Origin of the sequence: Metabacillus niabensis, from assembly GCF_020524345.1 — a bacterium.
In the GTDB taxonomy this organism is placed as follows: Bacteria; Bacillota; Bacilli; order Bacillales; family Bacillaceae; genus Metabacillus; species Metabacillus niabensis_B.
In genome coordinates, this window is record NZ_JAIVLH010000026.1 from 1 (window position 1) to 16,337 (window position 16,337).

At 37.1% G+C, this 16,337-nt stretch carries 24 protein-coding genes and 1 rRNA gene; 5 read left to right on the forward strand and 20 right to left on the reverse strand.

Translation table 11 applies throughout. From position 1 onward, the window contains the following. Together LC095_RS22365 and LC095_RS22370 are read right to left on the reverse strand one after the other, a co-directional pair. A 16S ribosomal RNA gene (locus LC095_RS22365) occupies nt 1-96 on the reverse strand; the annotation flags it as partial. A 252-nt stretch (nt 97-348) separates the two neighbouring features. Next, the gene (locus LC095_RS22370; RefSeq protein WP_078433130.1) at nt 349-528 is read right to left on the reverse strand and encodes a hypothetical protein; all 180 of its coding nucleotides are present in this window, start codon (nt 526-528) and stop codon (nt 349-351) included. A gap of 110 nt (nt 529-638) precedes the next feature. Here LC095_RS22370 and pdaB point away from each other — a divergent pair, with 110 nt between their 5' ends. Then, on the forward strand, nt 639-1,403 hold the full coding sequence (pdaB, locus tag LC095_RS22375) for a polysaccharide deacetylase family sporulation protein PdaB (RefSeq protein WP_226530286.1): 765 nt from the start codon (nt 639-641) through the stop codon (nt 1,401-1,403). Nucleotides 1,404-1,498: 95 nt separating this feature from the next. On the opposite strand, the gene LC095_RS22380 is transcribed toward pdaB, so the two are convergent. Beyond that, a complete protein-coding gene (locus tag LC095_RS22380) occupies nt 1,499-2,104 on the reverse strand; it encodes a KinB-signaling pathway activation protein (RefSeq protein WP_226530287.1) in 606 nt (201 codons plus the stop codon). A 147-nt stretch (nt 2,105-2,251) separates the two neighbouring features. Between LC095_RS22380 and gerD the strand changes: the two genes are divergently transcribed. Next, on the forward strand, nt 2,252-2,884 hold the full coding sequence (gene gerD, locus LC095_RS22385) for a spore germination lipoprotein GerD (RefSeq protein WP_226530288.1): 633 nt from the start codon (nt 2,252-2,254) through the stop codon (nt 2,882-2,884). Nucleotides 2,885-2,927: 43 nt separating this feature from the next. On the opposite strand, the gene LC095_RS22390 is transcribed toward gerD, so the two are convergent. The 3 genes from LC095_RS22390 to LC095_RS22400 form a co-directional block, all read right to left on the reverse strand. Next, nucleotides 2,928-3,989 carry an Mrp/NBP35 family ATP-binding protein gene (locus LC095_RS22390; RefSeq protein ID WP_226530289.1) on the reverse strand — a complete coding sequence of 354 codons (1,062 nt, stop codon included), beginning with the start codon at nt 3,987-3,989 and terminating at the stop codon, nt 2,928-2,930. A 73-nt stretch (nt 3,990-4,062) separates the two neighbouring features. Further along, on the reverse strand, nt 4,063-4,776 hold the full coding sequence (cwlD, locus tag LC095_RS22395; protein WP_226530290.1) for an N-acetylmuramoyl-L-alanine amidase CwlD: 714 nt from the start codon (nt 4,774-4,776) through the stop codon (nt 4,063-4,065). An 83-nt stretch (nt 4,777-4,859) separates the two neighbouring features. Further along, a complete protein-coding gene (locus LC095_RS22400) occupies nt 4,860-5,297 on the reverse strand; it encodes a DUF2521 family protein (protein ID WP_226530291.1) in 438 nt (145 codons plus the stop codon). Between the two features lie 228 nt (nt 5,298-5,525). On the opposite strand from LC095_RS22400, the gene LC095_RS22405 reads away from it, so the two are divergent. From LC095_RS22405 to LC095_RS22415, 3 genes are all read left to right on the forward strand, one after another. Then, nucleotides 5,526-6,278, forward strand: a complete 753-nt coding sequence (locus LC095_RS22405) for a hypothetical protein (protein ID WP_226530292.1) — start codon at nt 5,526-5,528, stop codon at nt 6,276-6,278. Nucleotides 6,279-6,365: 87 nt separating this feature from the next. Further along, complete coding sequence (locus tag LC095_RS22410; protein WP_226530293.1) at nt 6,366-6,668, forward strand: DUF5634 family protein; 303 nt, start codon at nt 6,366-6,368, stop codon at nt 6,666-6,668. 51 nt (nt 6,669-6,719) lie between these two features. After that, on the forward strand, nt 6,720-7,022 hold the full coding sequence (locus LC095_RS22415; protein ID WP_226530294.1) for a hypothetical protein: 303 nt from the start codon (nt 6,720-6,722) through the stop codon (nt 7,020-7,022). A gap of 169 nt (nt 7,023-7,191) precedes the next feature. Here LC095_RS22415 and rpsI read toward each other — a convergent pair whose 3' ends face one another. From rpsI to LC095_RS22485, 14 genes are all read right to left on the reverse strand, one after another. Beyond that, nucleotides 7,192-7,584, reverse strand: a complete 393-nt coding sequence (gene rpsI / locus LC095_RS22420) for a 30S ribosomal protein S9 (protein ID WP_078433120.1) — start codon at nt 7,582-7,584, stop codon at nt 7,192-7,194. A gap of 21 nt (nt 7,585-7,605) precedes the next feature. Continuing rightward, nucleotides 7,606-8,043, reverse strand: a complete 438-nt coding sequence (gene rplM / locus LC095_RS22425) for a 50S ribosomal protein L13 (RefSeq protein ID WP_078433119.1) — start codon at nt 8,041-8,043, stop codon at nt 7,606-7,608. A 153-nt stretch (nt 8,044-8,196) separates the two neighbouring features. Next, nucleotides 8,197-8,937: a tRNA pseudouridine(38-40) synthase TruA gene (truA, locus tag LC095_RS22430; protein WP_226530295.1), complete on the reverse strand. Its 741-nt coding sequence runs from the start codon at nt 8,935-8,937 to the stop codon at nt 8,197-8,199. A gap of 10 nt (nt 8,938-8,947) precedes the next feature. Beyond that, on the reverse strand, nt 8,948-9,745 hold the full coding sequence (locus LC095_RS22435; RefSeq protein ID WP_226530296.1) for an energy-coupling factor transporter transmembrane component T family protein: 798 nt from the start codon (nt 9,743-9,745) through the stop codon (nt 8,948-8,950). Beyond that, entirely contained in the window at nt 9,742-10,608 is an 867-nt protein-coding gene (locus tag LC095_RS22440) for an energy-coupling factor ABC transporter ATP-binding protein (RefSeq protein ID WP_226530297.1), read from the reverse strand. The genes LC095_RS22435 and LC095_RS22440 overlap by 4 nt, the downstream gene beginning before the upstream one ends. Continuing rightward, on the reverse strand, nt 10,584-11,423 hold the full coding sequence (locus tag LC095_RS22445) for an energy-coupling factor ABC transporter ATP-binding protein (RefSeq protein WP_226530298.1): 840 nt from the start codon (nt 11,421-11,423) through the stop codon (nt 10,584-10,586). The genes LC095_RS22440 and LC095_RS22445 overlap by 25 nt, the downstream gene beginning before the upstream one ends. A gap of 373 nt (nt 11,424-11,796) precedes the next feature. Then, nucleotides 11,797-12,192 (reverse strand): 50S ribosomal protein L17, encoded by a 396-nt coding sequence (gene rplQ, locus LC095_RS22450; protein WP_026561245.1) that lies wholly within the window; start codon nt 12,190-12,192, stop codon nt 11,797-11,799. 110 nt (nt 12,193-12,302) lie between these two features. After that, nucleotides 12,303-13,247 (reverse strand): DNA-directed RNA polymerase subunit alpha, encoded by a 945-nt coding sequence (locus LC095_RS22455; protein ID WP_026561244.1) that lies wholly within the window; start codon nt 13,245-13,247, stop codon nt 12,303-12,305. Between the two features lie 180 nt (nt 13,248-13,427). Then, complete coding sequence (rpsK, locus tag LC095_RS22460; RefSeq protein ID WP_098798305.1) at nt 13,428-13,817, reverse strand: 30S ribosomal protein S11; 390 nt, start codon at nt 13,815-13,817, stop codon at nt 13,428-13,430. 22 nt (nt 13,818-13,839) lie between these two features. Then, nucleotides 13,840-14,205 (reverse strand): 30S ribosomal protein S13, encoded by a 366-nt coding sequence (gene rpsM / locus LC095_RS22465; RefSeq protein ID WP_026561242.1) that lies wholly within the window; start codon nt 14,203-14,205, stop codon nt 13,840-13,842. Nucleotides 14,206-14,227: 22 nt separating this feature from the next. After that, on the reverse strand, nt 14,228-14,341 hold the full coding sequence (rpmJ, locus tag LC095_RS22470) for a 50S ribosomal protein L36 (RefSeq protein WP_003156543.1): 114 nt from the start codon (nt 14,339-14,341) through the stop codon (nt 14,228-14,230). Nucleotides 14,342-14,377: 36 nt separating this feature from the next. After that, on the reverse strand, nt 14,378-14,596 hold the full coding sequence (gene infA / locus LC095_RS22475) for a translation initiation factor IF-1 (RefSeq protein ID WP_003348578.1): 219 nt from the start codon (nt 14,594-14,596) through the stop codon (nt 14,378-14,380). Nucleotides 14,597-14,882: 286 nt separating this feature from the next. After that, entirely contained in the window at nt 14,883-15,629 is a 747-nt protein-coding gene (map, locus tag LC095_RS22480; protein WP_216774872.1) for a type I methionyl aminopeptidase, read from the reverse strand. Further along, nucleotides 15,626-16,279 carry an adenylate kinase gene (locus LC095_RS22485; RefSeq protein WP_226530299.1) on the reverse strand — a complete coding sequence of 218 codons (654 nt, stop codon included), beginning with the start codon at nt 16,277-16,279 and terminating at the stop codon, nt 15,626-15,628. The genes map and LC095_RS22485 overlap by 4 nt, the downstream gene beginning before the upstream one ends. Nucleotides 16,280-16,337 lie beyond the last annotated feature (58 nt).

A 16,337-nucleotide genomic window follows, 5' to 3' on the forward strand; every position in this document is an offset into this window, starting at 1 on the left:
AATCTTTGGGAGCAAGCTCCCTCAGATTCGCTCGACTTGCATGTATTAGGCACGCCGCCAGCGTTCGTCCTGAGCCAGGATCAAACTCTCCAATAAAGTGTTTGATATAGCTCATAAAAGTTTGTACTATATAGTACGTTTTTGTTAATCAAAATTAACGTTGGCACGCTTGGTTTTGTTTAGTTTTCAAAGATCATTTGTTTGTCGTTCTCTCAGAAGCGACTTTATTAATATAACACTTAGTAAATCGTGTGTCAACTTCTTTTTTTATTGTTTTTAAAAGAAGTTTTTCTGGATCGCTCAGCAGCGACGTTTATTAATATAACATCTTTAATTTCTAAGGTCAACCTAATTTTCAAACTTTTTTTTAATACTAAATAAAACATTTATTCTTTCTTGAAGGGCTCTTCTTTTTACCCAATTGGAACTATCAATCGTGCCTATAAGTTCATGAGCTTCCCTAATCTCACGACTAATTATGCTTTCAAGTTCTATTTTCTCTTTTTCATGTAACAAGTAATAGATCATTGTGTAAACCTCCCCTTACATTCTTTCTAATTATTTGGGTTTTTAATCATTTTATTTGAAGTCCAAGCATAGACTTGTCTCAAGAGTATGCTGTTTTAAGGGGGATCCTAATGAATCAATTTCATGTCATTCATATGAAGAAAATTAAACAACTTGCACTCATTATGCTAGCTGCTTTTTTTACAGCAGGTATCTTATTTGTGGAGAATACTTTGAACTATCCTGTGTTTTCAACATCTGAAGGGCCGAAAGCAGTTTATAGAGGAGAAACGAAGAATAAAGAGATTGCTTTAACTTTTGATATTAGTTGGGGAGATGCAAAAGCTGCAACTGTTTTGAACACATTAAAAAAGCAAAACATAAATAATGCTACATTCTTTTTATCTGCTTCTTGGGCTGAAAGACATCCGGATGTTGTAAAACAGATCCAAGAAGATGGTCATCAAATTGGAAGCATGGGATACAATTATGAAGATTATCGGGATTTAGAACCGAACGAAGTTAGGAAAGACCTTGCATTAGCTAAGGAAGTTTTTACACAATTAGGTTTGAAGGACATCACTTTACTTCGACCACCTAGTGGAGGATTTAATAAAGATGTACTCAAGATTGCAGATCAACAAGGGTTGACAGTTGTTCATTACAGCGTAGACTCTGACGATTGGCAAAATCCCGGTGTAGAAGAAATAATAAAAAATACGACATCTACTATTAAAGGTGGAGACATCGTACTCCTACATGCATCAGACTCAGCAAAACAAACAGCTCAAGCATTACCAACAATTATTAAAGAAATTAGAAGTAAAGGGCTTCAAAATGTGACAGTCGATGAACTGATTGCAAATGCTGAAACAAAGTCTTCTGAGGTGAAATAAAATAGCATAAGAACAGATAGCCATAGACTGCCGATGCTATATGGAACTAACTCATAAAACTAAAACTCCCTTACTGTAAAAAAGAGCAGCTAGCGCTAGCTCTTTTTTGTTTGAGTGAATCTTGGCAGCATGATTAATTGATAGGCATTACATACTTGCAAAGGAATCAGCATTAACAATAACCAGTCTTCCTGATTAACTCGCAGAGCAGGGAACCATTCAATAACTGTGACAACAATCATAAAGAATAGAGCTGGAATAAATGCCCCTTTATTTGTATCTTTTCTTTTAATAAATGCCACCATCAATCCAACTATAAGCACATAAAGGGCCAAGAGTATGTACGAAATATAGGTGTCTCCTTCATTAGCGAATAATTGAAAACGGAAATAGGCCAAATCAAATAAGACGAAGAGGATAAGGATGATTTGAGCAAAATTCCATAGCGAAGCTGACTTAAATATCCCAAGTCCAAATCGATGAACTGTTAAGTAAGCAAAAAAGCCCATCTGACTAATTACACTAAATATAAGTCCTACACCAAATAGCCAAAATAAAACTGAGAGAATCTCAATGATTTCAAAGTTCAAAAATAAATCTTTATATTCTGTCCACTTTAGAAGAAATCCAATTACACTTGTTGTTAATCCTCCAACAAGCAGCGTGCTTAAAAACAACCGTACCCAATTTCTACTGTTCACGTTTACATCCTCCATCACATTACTCCATTTTGATTTTACCAATCCTTTTTAAAAAAAGCCATATGAATGCTATTTTCCTCGTATAAATTCTCTTTTCTAAATCAAAATATAACTAGTAAGTAAATATTGAAAGGAGCTAGGATTACCATGAAGAGATACTCGCTCCTCATGACTCTCATTGTTTGTATTTTGGCATTATCCGCCTGTGCTCCAAGGGAAGAATCCGGAACACAAATGGACTATGAAGAAACAAAGAAAATGGTTGTCGATATACTTAAAACAGATGATGGTAAAAAAGCATTACAGGAAGTTATGAAAGACGAAGAAATGAAGCAAGTCTTAATCATGGATCAAAATGTTGTCAAAGAAACAATTGAAACAACGATGACCTCAGACAAGGGTGCAGAATTTTGGAAGAAGGTTTTCGAGGATCCTAAGTTTGTCGAAAGTTTCGCAACAAGCATTAAAGATGAACATGAAAAAGTAATTAAAGGATTAATGACTGATCCTGAGTATCAAAAGATGCTAATAGATGTGATGAAAGATCCTGAAATGGAAAAGAGTATGCTCGAGGCTGCAAAAAGCCAGGAATTCAGAAAACATTTACAAGACATTGTAATGGAGACATTATCAAGTCCACTTTACAAAGTGAAGATCCAGGAGACTCTTTTAAAAGCAGCAGAAGAAGCTGGGCAACAATCAGGTGGCAGCCAACAAGGCCAAGAACAAGAACAAGGCAGTGGGGGCGGTCAAGAACAGGGTGCAGGTGGAGGAAGTTAACACCTGCATCCTTGCAAAATATAAAAAGCGCCTTGGGCGCTTTTTATGCTTTTACAGGTAATAACTTTGTTACTTCCTGTCCGATATCCGTATAGATTTTTCCAATCGGATGATCTGCAGTATATACAGAAGGTGCAAAATCGTCATCATTCCAATCAGGCTGTTGTAAAGGAATTTTTCCTAGTAAAGGTACTCTTAGTTCTTCAGCTAGCTTTTCTCCGCCGCCTCGACCAAATACATATTCCTTCTCCCCGGTTTTTGCACTTTCAAAATATGCCATGTTTTCTACAACTCCAATGATTTCATGGTCTGTTTGAAGTGCCATAGCCCCAGCTCTTGCCGCTACAAAAGCAGCAGTTGGATGTGGCGTGGAGACAATAATCTCTTTACAAGCAGGCAGCATAGCGTGCACATCTAAAGCAACATCACCAGTTCCCGGAGGTAAATCTAAAAGAAGATAGTCAAGATCTCCCCATTCAACTTCAGAAAAGAAGTTATTTAACATCTTCCCTAACATTGGGCCTCTCCAAATGACTGGGGCATTATCTTCGACAAAGAACCCCATTGATATAACTTTGACGCCAAAACGTTCAACGGGAATGATTTTTTCTCCTATAACTTCCGGACGTTTCGTAATCCCCATCATATCAGGAACACTAAATCCGTATATATCTGCATCAATCAGACCAACTTTTTTACCAAGGCGTGCTAAAGCTACAGCTAAATTTACAGATACTGTTGATTTACCAACGCCACCTTTTCCACTGGCAATTGCAACAAATGTTGTTTTGTTCCCAGGTGATAATAAGGAATTTGATTCACCTTCGTTTGTATCTTGATAGGATGAAATTGTCTCCTGCGGCAGCTCCTGAAAGCGTAGACCTACAGATTCAGCACCTTCTTCTTTTACTAATGCAACGATTTGCTGTTGTAACTGTAGTTGTTCTGGTGTATTTATTTTTGAGATACTTATTCTTAAACTAACGTGTTTTTTTTCTTGCTTAATTTTAATTTCTTCTATAGCATGTAACTCTTCTAATGATATATGTAAGAAAGGATCTTTGAGTTGTCCAATTACTGTGCGCAGTGCTTCTTCTTTTAGCATACTATTCCACCCTTATCATGAAGTCGTTTCCATAAGTATACCATATCTTAACTTGAAGATAGAATATCAGTGATTACTCGGGCGGATTCTTCTCATTTGAAAAATATCTTAACACTCCATTATAGATGGATGCAGCAACCTTCTCTTGATATACCTTTGTAGAAAGCAGCTCTTCTTCATTTGGATTAGACAAAAAGCCAACTTCAACTAATGCGCCCGGCTTTTCAACATTTTTAAGTAGGTAAACACCATCTATAGGTTTTGCAACTCTCGTTGTATTCTCAAGATTTCTCCTTAACTCATCTTGAATATACTTTGCAACATGTTCATTTTCAATATATCTCCCGCTATAAAACGTTTGTGCGCCACTCCATCTTGATGAGGGAATAGCATTAAGGTGGATACTTAAAAATAAATCAGCCTGAGACTCGTTAATAATATTCACCCGTTTTTTTAAATCTTCTCCTTTTCGTCTGCTGTATCCTTTTGTATCCTCATCTGCAAGATCTACATCCTCTTCTCGAGTTAGTAACACAAGTGCCCCTTGTTCTTGAAGATAATCTCTTATGATTAACGAAATACTTAATGAGATATCCTTTTCTAAAGAATTACGACCAACAGCTCCACCATCCGGGCCTCCATGACCTGGATCGATGTAAATAACTTTCCCTGTTAATGGTAAGTTCCAAGAATCCCATGAATTATTGTTCGTAAATTGCCATTGAAATAAAATTAATAACACAATAAAGCCACTTATAAAAGCCACCCATTTTATTTTCTTCTTCATCTCATTCCCTCCTGCTCGTCCTCAGGTTAAATATATGGGACAACCGGAAGGAATATGATAAAGTTCCATGGGTTTTCATTACTTTAATGAAGTCTCAATTTATATCGTTTCTCACCCTTTGTAAAGCCCTGTTCCCACCACGAATGGATAAAATACTCACACGCTAAAAAAAGTTCTTCAATGGACAATTCGCCTTCTTTTATTTTTCCCCAACTCATTAAATAGTCAAAAAAATCATCAATTAACCTTTTTTCTTCAAACTGACATCGTTTATTTGCAGACTGCATCGATTCTCCATAATAGCCAAAGCGACTATATTTTGCACCTAACAAAAATGCTTCTATCGCAAAGTCAATACACCCGTCTTCTATTATCGTCTTTTTGAACTTTCCTTCAAAGCTTTTAAAACAATGATCAATTTTGGCCTTAATCTCTGTTAAGTTTAAATCTTTGAGCATTTTCCTTTCATATTTTAATTCTTTTTGATGTCTCTTTTGCTTTAAAGAAATGATCTCAGTCAATGTCAATACCTCCCTTTCTATCTATTGTTTATCAGACCTTTTTTATCATTCGTTAAATGTCTTCCAATTTCATCTAGATAAGGGAGGGTTGGTCTAGTTGAGAAATAAAAATATTTCCCAAGAAATGAACAGTATTAAAAGTTATTGGTTAAATTAAAAATCACAATCCCCAAAAATAAAACGTAATAAAAATTAAACACACATTATTTAATATAGGAGCGGATATTGATGAAAGAAACAAAACTTCAAACTTTTTTACCTGCTATACAATTACTTGATATAACAAAACCATTGACAAAACAAGATTTATTAACAGATGCATTTTTAATTGAAAATGAAAATGAATTATCCATGTATTACTCACCACATAATGAATTTATAAATGATCAAGCAAAACTCATCATAGTTGGAATTACTCCAGGCTGGTACCAAATGAAGGTAGCCTTTGAAAAAATAAAACAATACTTAGCTTTAAAACAAAATCTTTCGCTCGATCACATCTTAGAACAAACAAAAAAGGCCGCTAGTTTTTCAGGAACTATGAGGAAAAATTTGATTGATATGCTTGACCAAATTAGGATCTCTCAAGTCCTTCATATACCAGACGCAGCTTCTTTGTTTGGTGTAAATAGAGATCTTATCCATACAACATCTGTTATAAAGTACCCTGTGTTTTTTCAAAATAAAAACTATACAGGACATAAACCAAAAGTAAAGCAGTCTCCTCTTTTAACAACATATGCCTATGGGAATTTTGTTGATGAGTTAAATCAAATAAAAAGTAGCGCACTGGTTATTCCTTTAGGAAGAATGGTTGAAGAGATTTTACAACATATTCTCAAAAGCGGAAACCTTACCAAGCATGTATACCTGTTCGGATTTCCACACCCATCTGGAGCAAACGGCCATCGAATAAGACAATTCAATCAGAATAAAACCCTATTTTCATCGATCATTCATAAATGGGAAAGAAATTCTTAACGAGATGCTTTTTTCTTACTTTTTCATGATGAAAAAACAACATGATAGGCATATTAAGAATAAACAATGGAAAGGACGTTTTAAAAAATGAAATTTAGTAATCGTGATGAAGTAATAAATGATCTTCAAAAGGCTTTTCAACCATTAATAAGTAAATATGATATTGAAGATATCGGTGTTTTTGAAGAGCAAGGCCAAAAGGAGCAATACCATATGGGATATACAATAAGAAAAGATGGAAAAACCTTTATGGTACATACCCCATATTTAAAAAATGAGAGTGGTCAGCTGTCAGCTGCTAATAATGAATGGACAGTGGAAACAGATGAGCCTAACTCAAAAGATATCAATGGGTATAAAGGATTGGATGAAGCTTTGCGTTCACTTTAGAATTGAACAAATTAAGGAGATGACACACTACTTTAAAAGGAGGAAATAACCTTGAGAAATGAAGATGAATTTTATACTGACTTTTCAAACGTCGAGACCCAAAGAACCTTTTTAACTGCAGAGGAGCATCCGGAAGGTCCTTACGGATCACCTGAAGGAAAAACAGAACCTGTAAAGAATAAGGAAACTCCATGGAAACATGGACAACAATTCTATAGCAATTTTGTGTATGAAGATCGTAATTTTCATGAAGACTTACCTAGACAGGATCCTGGAGCACATCCAACTCACGATGAAAAAAGCAAAGAAACAGAGGAACCGTATAATGAAGCAACTAGTGGTAGAAAAAATTAAAAGGACATCTCTTTCCGATGTCTTTTTTACATTCTAAAATATCAACTTTTATTCATATCAAGGGAATATTCCCCCCTAACATTTTTATGCCATGTTAGGTGCTGGAGAAATTTCTTAATATATAAAAAAGGCCCCAAGCAAATAACTTGAGAGCCTTTGAACCGTAAAATTAACGTTTTGAGAACTGAGGTGCACGACGAGCGCCTTTAAGACCGTATTTTTTACGTTCTTTCATACGAGCGTCACGAGTTAATAGACCAGCGCGCTTAAGTGATGCACGGTATTCTGGATCTGCTTCTAATAAAGCACGAGAGATACCATGACGGATAGCGCCTGCTTGACCTGCATATCCACCACCTGAAACATTAACAAGTACATCATAGCTACCTGCAGTTTCAGTTAAGTTTAATGGTTGTTTAATATCTTCGATTAGTGCTGCTGATGGGATATATTCTTTAATATCACGACTATTTACAACAATACGACCTTCGCCTGGTACTAAACGTACACGTGCTACTGAGCTTTTACGACGGCCTGTACCGTAATATTGAACCTGTGCCAAATTAATAACCTCCTCTTATAATTATCCGCGAAGTTCGTAAACTTCTGGTTGTTGTGCTTGGTGTGGATGTTCGCTACCAGCATATACATGTAATTTTTTAGCCATTTGACGACCTAAAGAACCTTTTGGAAGCATACCTTTGATTGCTAATTCAAGCATTTTCTCAGGATAGTTCGTGCGCATTTCTAATGCAGTTCTTGATTTTAATCCGCCAGGGAATTGGCTATGACGGTAATAAATTTTATCAGTTAATTTTTTACCAGTTAATTCAATTTTCTCAGCGTTGATTAGAATTACATGATCTCCAGTGTCAACGTGTGGTGTGTAAGTTGGTTTGTGCTTACCACGTAGAATAGATGCAACTTCACTTGCAAGGCGACCTAAAGTTTTGCCTTCAGCATCTACTACGTACCATTTACGTTCGATATTTGCAGCGTTTGCCATAAACGTTGTACGCATATGTGTTTTCCTCCTAATGATTAAAATAAAGATGGTTCCTATTCTATTTCATAACACGATAAGTTTCCGGGGCTTATTCGTGGGGTTGAAATACATACCATTAGATATGATATACTGTATAGAACCTAATGTCAAGGGAATGTTACACCTGGTTTAGTTGTCATAATAAACTTTCCATAAATATAATCCATGACCCGGTACTGTTTTCCCACTTAGGGACCGATCCTTCCCTTCAAGTATAAAAGGGATTTGATCAGGTGTTTTTTTACCTTGTCCTACTTCTAATAAAGTTCCCGTTAATATTCGGACCATATTATAAAGGAAACCATTCCCTGTAAAACAAAAAGTAAGGTCTGTTCCCTCTTCAATTACATCTATTGAATAAATTGTTCTAACTTTGTCCTCTACTTCGGTTTTCGCAACACAAAAACTAGTAAAATCATGTGTACCACAGAGGTGATGACAAGCTTTTTTCATTGATTCTATATCTAAAACATAAGGAAAATGGTAGGCATAATTTCGTTTAAATACATTGGGTATTTTTTGTGTTGAGATTTTATAACGATATTCTTTTTTTCTAGCATTAAATCGCGAATGAAAGTGATCTGCAACATACTCAACTTCCAAAATGACAATATCATTTGGTAATAGACTATTCAGGGCATATGGCCACTTTTCAGGAGGAATTGTTAATGTTGTGTCAAAGTGAATAACCTGCCCTAGTGCATGTACATTTGCATCTGTTCTACCAGAAGCATGTACTTTCACTGATTGGCCTTTATGAAGCTTCGTAAGAACAGCCTCTATTTCACTTTGTACTGTCCTTTTATTCGGTTGAACTTGATAGCCGCTAAAGTGTGTGCCATCATAAGAAACAATACATTTAACCCTCATTCTTTTACTCCTACGTACGCAAATATAGTAAAGCCAGCCCTAAAACGACTAATAAAATAAGAAATACTGTGTCTTTTATACCCCAGTGTAATTGTCTAAGCTTCGTTCTTCCTTCTCCCCCTCTGTATCCCCGTGCCTCCATAGCGGTTGCAAGCTCTTCTGCACGCTTAAACGCACTGATAAAGAGTGGAACAAGTAAAGGTACTATGGCCTTAAATCGATCCTTTATAGGACCTCCAGTGAAGTCTACACCTCTAGCCATTTGTGCTTTTAGGATTTTATCTGTTTCTTCCATTAAGGTCGGGATAAATCTTAACGAGATGGACATCATTAAAGCAAGCTCATGTACAGGTAATCTCACTTTTTTCAAAGGTCCTAATAAGCTCTCCATCCCATCTGTAATTTCAATAGGTGTTGTGGTTAACGTTAAGATCGTAGTAATTAATATGAGATAAAAGAAACGAAGAGATATATAAATTCCCTGGATCAATCCCTCTTCATAAATTTTCAAAAAACCCAGATCAAGTAAAACATTCCCTTCCTTCGTTACAAACAGATGTAAAAGGAAAGTAAAGAGAATAACCCACAAAACAGGCTTTAGCCCTCTAATTAAAAATTGAATAGGTAACTTTGTCATAAGTATGATCATTAATGTGTAGATACCTAAAAGAATATACGTAAATAAATTATTAGCTAAAAAAACGATAAAGACAAAAGCGAATATCATTAATAACTTCGCTCTGGGATCCATTCTATGAACAGGAGAATCACCTGGTACATATTTCCCAATTATCATACTATTCATCATAGATGATCCTCCTCTTTCATAAGAGCTTTTATTTGCATAACAGCCTCATCTAGAGTAAGTGGGATTTCCTCAAAAGCCAACCCTTTATCCTTTAGCTTTTGTTGAAGTTTAACAGTTTCAGGCAAATCCAATCCGTAAGAAGCTAACTGTTCACCTTGGCTAAAGATTTCTCTAGGGGTACCTCGCATAGCAATCGTGCCTTTATGCATAACTATCATTTCATCAGCATATTTTGCAGCATCCTCCATACTATGAGTGACCAGGATAATTGTAAGATTTCTCTCTTCTTTAAGACGATAAAATAAATCCATCATTTCTTTTCGACCTTTAGGATCCAATCCTGCTGTTGGTTCATCCAATACAAGCACTTCAGGACCCATTGCTAAAACACCCGCAATGGCTACTCTTCTCATTTGGCCACCACTTAAGTCAAACGGTGATTTCTGAAGTATTGATTCTGGTAAACCAACAAGTTGTAAAGACTCTCTTGCTCTTTCATATGCATCCTTCTCATTAACACCAAAGTTCATAGGTCCAAACGCAATATCCTTCTCAACCGTTTCTTCAAACAGTTGATGCTCCGGAAATTGAAAGACAATCCCTACTAGTCTTCTCACTTCTTTTAAATTCTTTTGTTTTTTACCTGCCTCAATAACGTGGTCTCCAATTTGAATAGATCCTTCTGTTGGCTTTAACAATCCATTTAAATGTTGAAGTATTGTTGACTTACCAGAACCAGTGTGCCCAATAATAGATACATAAGACCCTTTTTTAACGGAAAAATTCACATCATATAACGCTAATTTTTCAAATGGTGTCCGAGCTTGATATCGATGCTCTACATTTTTAAATGTAATGTCCATAGCTCTTCCACCAACCCTTCCTCAGTTAAATGATGATCCTTAATCGGAATACCGGCTTCTCTTAGTCGTTTGCTTAATTGTAGTGGAAATGGTAAATCCAAACCAATTTTCACCAACTGATCATCTAATTGGAAAATTTCATCAGGAGTACCTTCTGTGAATTTTTTTCCACCATTCATGACAATTATTCTATCAGCCTTTGAGGCCTCTTCTAAATCATGGGTAATCGATATAACAGTCAAATCACTTTGTTCTTTCAGCTCACGAACCGTTTGGATAACTTCTTCTCTACCGATAGGATCTAACATTGATGTAGCTTCATCAAGGATAATAATATCAGGCTGAACAGCGATTACACTAGCTATCGCCACACGTTGCTTTTGCCCTCCAGAAAGGTGATGTGGCTCATGTTCTAGAAACTGATCCATTCTTACCTTTTTTGTCGCCCACTCAATTTTATTTACCATTTCATCTCTTTTAACACCATTATTCTCTAAACCGAATGCAACATCATCTTTTACAGTAGTTCCAACAAATTGGTTATCTGGATTCTGAAAGACCATTCCTACGTGTTTACGAACATCCCACACAGTATCTTGCGTTAATTCAATTCCACACACTTGGATTTTTCCTTTGTCAGGTAGATAAAGTCCATTTAAAATTCTTGCTAATGTAGATTTACCTGAACCATTATGTCCAACGATCGCAAGCCATTCTCCCTTTTTAACTTGTATAGAAACATCATCTAATGCAGGAGGAGCTGTTTGATCATAATGAAAAGTAATGTTTTCCACACTGATGATTGTCTCACTCATTTCTCGTCTCTCCTAATCTTTCTTGCTAATAACTAAAGTGCAAGCGCCTTGAACAGCCTTGGGCAAATAAGGCGCAGATGTATAGAAGACGTTCTTAGTCTTCAATTCATTTGTGACTAGACCCTAGAGGGGCTAGTCGCTTGCAGCCGAAACATGCGACGTCCTGCCGCACTAGCTGCACTTGCACATCCTGTGCTTCGCAGCTGGATGTCGTGCGCATAGCCAAAGTTTAAAAATTTAAGAAATTCCGAAACTATAACAAAAGCGCAAGCGACTTGATCTGACTCTAATAAAAGATTTTCAATCTATATGATCATATAAAAAAAGGGCATTGATCCAGTTATGAAACTGTCACGCCCTTGTGATACATATATTAAACTAATTCAATGATGACCATTGGAGCACCGTCTCCGCGACGTGGTCCAAGTTTCATAATACGAGTGTAACCACCTTGGCGGTCTTCGTAACGTGGAGCGATATCACTGAAAAGTTTTTCTAAAGCATATTTAGGTTTATCCTTAGTTTTACCTTCTTCAGTTGTAACAGATACAACTTCAGCAACTTCGTTACGTACATATGATGCAGCCAAACGACGTGCATGAAGGTCACCGCGCTTACCTAGTGTAATCATCTTTTCAACAGTTGAACGTAATTCTTTCGCACGAGCTTCTGTAGTTTCGATACGCTCACTGATGATTAGATCAGTAGTTAGGTCACGAAGCATTGCTTTACGACCCGCACTAGTACGGCCTAATTTTCTGTATGACATGAGATGTCCCCTCCTTCATTAAATAATGAATGTTATTTCATGGATTTATAGGCTGAAAGCTATTCTCTAATGATAGCATACGAAAACGCTAGTTTATTACAAACTAGTCATCAGTCGTCTTTTCGAAGACCTAAACCTAGTTCTTCTAATTTCGCCTTAACTTCTTCTAAAGATTTACGACCAAGATTACGAACTTTCATCATGTCTTCTTCTGTTTTATGAGCAAGCTCTTGCACGGTATTAATACCGGCACGTTTTAAACAGTTGTAAGAACGAACAGATAGATCTAATTCTTCAATCGTCATCTCTAGAACTTTTTCTTTCTGATCCTCTTCTTTTTCCACCATAATTTCTGCATTCTGAGCTTCATCAGTAAGCCCTACAAAAATATTTAAGTGTTCAGTTAGGATCTTTGAACCAAGAGCAATCGCCTCTTTAGGGCCAGTACTTCCATCTGTCCAAACATCAAGAGTCAGCTTATCATAGTTAGCAACTTGACCAACACGAGTTTTTTCTACTTGGTAGGAGACACGTGAAACCGGCGTAAAGATCGAATCGATCGGAATAACACCAATAGGTTGGTCCTCTCTTTTATTTGAATCAGCTGGAGTGTAACCACGTCCACGCTTAGCTGTAAGCCTCATTCTGAAGCTTGCATCTGAAGCAAGAGTAGCGATATGAAGATCTGGATTCAGAATTTCTACATCACTATCATGAGTAATATCTGATGCAGTAACACTACCTTCGCCTTGAACATCAATTTCTAGCGTCTTTTCTTCATCTGAATAGATTTTAAGAGCAAGCTTTTTAATGTTTAAGATAATCGAAGTAACATCTTCAACAACACCTTCGATCGTTGAAAACTCATGAAGTACGCCATCTATTTGGATCGATGTTACAGCGGCACCAGGGAGTGAGGATAAAAGGATACGACGTAAGGAGTTACCCAAAGTTGTACCATATCCACGCTCAAGTGGCTCGACGACGAATTTACCATACTTGGCATCATCGCTGATTTCAACCGTTTCGATTTTTGGTTTTTCAATTTCTATCATCTATAAACCCTCCTTCAAAACGTCGAAACCCCGGCTAGACAAATCATTAAACTAGCGTCTAACCGAAATTCCCCATTCAAAAGTTCCCGAATGTGCACAACAACAGAGTGAATTCTGCTAGAACTTATATACTGTATCATAACCCATTATTGACAGGGATACAAAATCTATACAGAAAATTTACACACGACGACGTTTTGGTGGACGGCATCCATTATGTGGAACAGGAGTTACGTCTCTAATTGCAGTTACTTCAAGACCTGCAGCTTGTAGTGAACGGATTGCAGCTTCACGTCCTGCACCCGGTCCTTTAACAGTAACTTCTAGAGTTTTTAATCCATGATCCATAGATGCTTTTGCAGCAGTTTCCGCAGCCATTTGTGCAGCGAAAGGAGTAGATTTACGTGAACCTCTAAAACCTAACGCACCAGCACTTGACCATGAAATTGCATTACCATGAGTGTCAGTAATTGTCACGATCGTGTTATTGAATGTTGAACGGATATGAGCAATTCCACTTTCAATATTCTTTTTCACACGACGTTTACGAGTATTCGTTTTACGTGCCATTATTGGTTAACCTCCTTTTACCTTATTTCTTCTTGTTTGCTACAGTACGACGTGGTCCTTTACGTGTACGAGCATTGTTTTTCGTGTTTTGACCGCGGACTGGTAAGCCACGACGGTGACGGATACCACGGAATGAACCGATTTCGATTAGACGTTTAATATTAAGTGAAACTTCACGACGAAGGTCACCCTCAACCTTTAACTTATCGATTACATCACGGATTTTCCCTAATTCTTCTTCCGTTAAATCACGTACACGTGTATCTTCAGAAACACCAGCTTCAGCTAAAACTTTCTGAGCAGTAGAGCGTCCGATCCCAAAAATATATGTTAAAGAAATCACAACACGTTTGTCGCGAGGAATATCAACACCTGCAATACGAGCCATTATGCTTGCACCTCCTTATAGATTAACCTTGTTTTTGCTTATGTTTAGGATTCTCACAAATAACCATGACTTTGCCTTTTCTGCGAATGACTTTACATTTTTCACAAATCGGTTTAACAGATGGTCTGACCTTCATGATTTTAATACCTCCTTAGTAGTACGGAGTGCTAAATTATTTAAAACGGTACGTAATTCTGCCACGAGTTAAATCATATGGAGATAATTCTACCGTAACTTTGTCTCCTGGTAAAATACGAATGAAATGCATGCGAATCTTTCCGGATACATGCGCTAAAACCGTATGACCGTTCTCTAGTTCTACCTTAAACATTGCATTTGGTAATGTTTCAACAACAGTTCCTTCAACTTCAATTACATCGTCTTTTGCCATTGAACTGTTCTCCCTTCTTCAAATCAGTAACTTGCTCATCGACAAACTTCCATTTGTCATACGACATGTTTCCATTATACTGTCTGAACTTCTGGAGATACGCTAATTAGTAATTCTTGATGATGAACATCCCTTCAATCAGAGAGAGAAACTTTCGCTTTTCTCCGTCAAAAAAACGAATTCCTTTTCAATTGGCGTATATTATAGCTCATCCAGTCGGTGCTAGACAAGCACATACACACCAGGAATGGAAATCCCGATCTAAAATAAGCAATGTCACCTTCATTTACTCTATTGTCAGAATCTCAAAGCCATCTTCAGTAATGGCGATTGTATGCTCGAAATGAGCACAATACTTACCGTCTACTGTAACAACAGTCCAATCATCTGCCAACGTTTTAACATATCGGGTACCTGCATTAACCATAGGTTCGATCGCTAGTACCATACCTGGCTTTAATCTTGGTCCTTTATTAGGTGGACCATAATGTGGAATTTGTGGATCTTCATGTAATTCCTGCCCTACTCCATGACCAACATATTCTCTAACAACCGAAAAACCGTGTTGTTCGACAAAAGTTTGAATTGCATGAGAGATATTGGACAATCGAACTCCAGCTTTTGCTTCCTCCAAGCCCTTAAATAAAGATTGTTCTGTTACATCTAACAGTTTTTGGGCTTCATCGGAAATTTTGCCAACAGCGTATGTCCAAGCAGAATCACCATGATATCCATTATATTTCGCACCAATGTCGATACTAATGATATCCCCTTCATTTAATACGCGGTCACCCGGTATCCCGTGAACAAGTTCTTCATTTACTGAAGCACATATACTTCCGCGGAAACCATTATACCCTTTAAAAGAAGGAATTGCATCATTTGCACGAATAAACTTTTCGGCAATTGCATCCAATTCTTTTGTAGTAATACCAGGTTTAACATGTTTTTTTAACTCTTTATGAGTTAAAGCCACAATGCGGCCGGCTTCTCGCATAATATCAAGTTCACGCTGAGTCTTACAAATGATCATGCACCTAGTCCTCCAACCAGCTGATCAACATCATTAAATACCATGTCAATATCCTGCTCACCATCTATGTTTCGTAAATAACCTTTTTCGTTATAGAAGTCTAATAGAGGTTGAGTTTGTTGGAGGTTAACTTCCAAACGATTTGCAACCGTTTCTTCGTTATCATCTGCACGTTGATAGAGCTCTCCACCACATTTATCACACTTGCCTTCATGAGCAGGTGGGTTAAATACTAAATGGTAAGTTGCGCCACACTGTTTACAGATTCGACGACCAGTTAAACGTTCCATTAAGATATCTTTGTTCACTTCAATGTTAATAACGTAATCAATCTGTTTGTTAAGCTCTGATAGAATTCCCTCAAGCGCATCTGCCTGAGCTACTGTTCTAGGAAAACCGTCTAACAAAAAACCTTTTTGGCAATCATTCTTGCCTAATCTCTCGCGAACAATACCAATTGTTACTTCATCTGGTACTAATTCACCCTTGTCGATAAAAGATTTTGCTTGAAGTCCTAGTTCTGTTTCTTCTTTCATAGCAGCTCTGAACATATCTCCTGTCGAGATATGAGGGATATTGTATTTTTCTACAATACGTTCAGCTTGAGTACCTTTACCAGCACCTGGAAGGCCCATCAATACTAGATTCATTTGTATTCCCCCCTCAGTCTCTATTTAGAGGGAATGGGAAGGATTTCCCATATCCTCA

What these genes read in the sequence shown, in the direction of transcription:
- truA (WP_226530295.1), bottom strand. Translation starts at nt 8,937, where the DNA reads ATGAGGGTTAAATGTATTGTTTCTTATGATGGCACACACTTTAGCGGC.
- LC095_RS22440 (WP_226530297.1), bottom strand. Translation starts at nt 10,608, where the DNA reads ATGGACATTACATTTAAAAATGTAGAGCATCGATATCAAGCTCGGACA.
- LC095_RS22410 (WP_226530293.1), top strand. Translation starts at nt 6,366, where the DNA reads ATGAAATTTAGTAATCGTGATGAAGTAATAAATGATCTTCAAAAGGCT.
- LC095_RS22435 (WP_226530296.1), bottom strand. Translation starts at nt 9,745, where the DNA reads ATGATGAATAGTATGATAATTGGGAAATATGTACCAGGTGATTCTCCT.
- rpsM (WP_026561242.1), bottom strand. Translation starts at nt 14,205, where the DNA reads ATGGCTCGTATTGCAGGTGTTGATATTCCTCGCGACAAACGTGTTGTG.
- pdaB (WP_226530286.1), top strand. Translation starts at nt 639, where the DNA reads ATGAATCAATTTCATGTCATTCATATGAAGAAAATTAAACAACTTGCA.
- cwlD (WP_226530290.1), bottom strand. Translation starts at nt 4,776, where the DNA reads ATGAAGAAGAAAATAAAATGGGTGGCTTTTATAAGTGGCTTTATTGTG.
- map (WP_216774872.1), bottom strand. Translation starts at nt 15,629, where the DNA reads ATGATCATTTGTAAGACTCAGCGTGAACTTGATATTATGCGAGAAGCC.
- LC095_RS22390 (WP_226530289.1), bottom strand. Translation starts at nt 3,989, where the DNA reads ATGCTAAAAGAAGAAGCACTGCGCACAGTAATTGGACAACTCAAAGAT.
- LC095_RS22445 (WP_226530298.1), bottom strand. Translation starts at nt 11,423, where the DNA reads ATGAGTGAGACAATCATCAGTGTGGAAAACATTACTTTTCATTATGAT.
- infA (WP_003348578.1), bottom strand. Translation starts at nt 14,596, where the DNA reads ATGGCAAAAGACGATGTAATTGAAGTTGAAGGAACTGTTGTTGAAACA.
- rpmJ (WP_003156543.1), bottom strand. Translation starts at nt 14,341, where the DNA reads ATGAAGGTCAGACCATCTGTTAAACCGATTTGTGAAAAATGTAAAGTC.
- LC095_RS22405 (WP_226530292.1), top strand. Translation starts at nt 5,526, where the DNA reads ATGAAAGAAACAAAACTTCAAACTTTTTTACCTGCTATACAATTACTT.
- gerD (WP_226530288.1), top strand. Translation starts at nt 2,252, where the DNA reads ATGAAGAGATACTCGCTCCTCATGACTCTCATTGTTTGTATTTTGGCA.
- LC095_RS22455 (WP_026561244.1), bottom strand. Translation starts at nt 13,247, where the DNA reads ATGATAGAAATTGAAAAACCAAAAATCGAAACGGTTGAAATCAGCGAT.
- rpsK (WP_098798305.1), bottom strand. Translation starts at nt 13,817, where the DNA reads ATGGCACGTAAAACGAATACTCGTAAACGTCGTGTGAAAAAGAATATT.
- LC095_RS22370 (WP_078433130.1), bottom strand. Translation starts at nt 528, where the DNA reads ATGATCTATTACTTGTTACATGAAAAAGAGAAAATAGAACTTGAAAGC.
- rplM (WP_078433119.1), bottom strand. Translation starts at nt 8,043, where the DNA reads ATGCGTACAACGTTTATGGCAAACGCTGCAAATATCGAACGTAAATGG.
- LC095_RS22485 (WP_226530299.1), bottom strand. Translation starts at nt 16,279, where the DNA reads ATGAATCTAGTATTGATGGGCCTTCCAGGTGCTGGTAAAGGTACTCAA.
- rplQ (WP_026561245.1), bottom strand. Translation starts at nt 12,192, where the DNA reads ATGTCATACAGAAAATTAGGCCGTACTAGTGCGGGTCGTAAAGCAATG.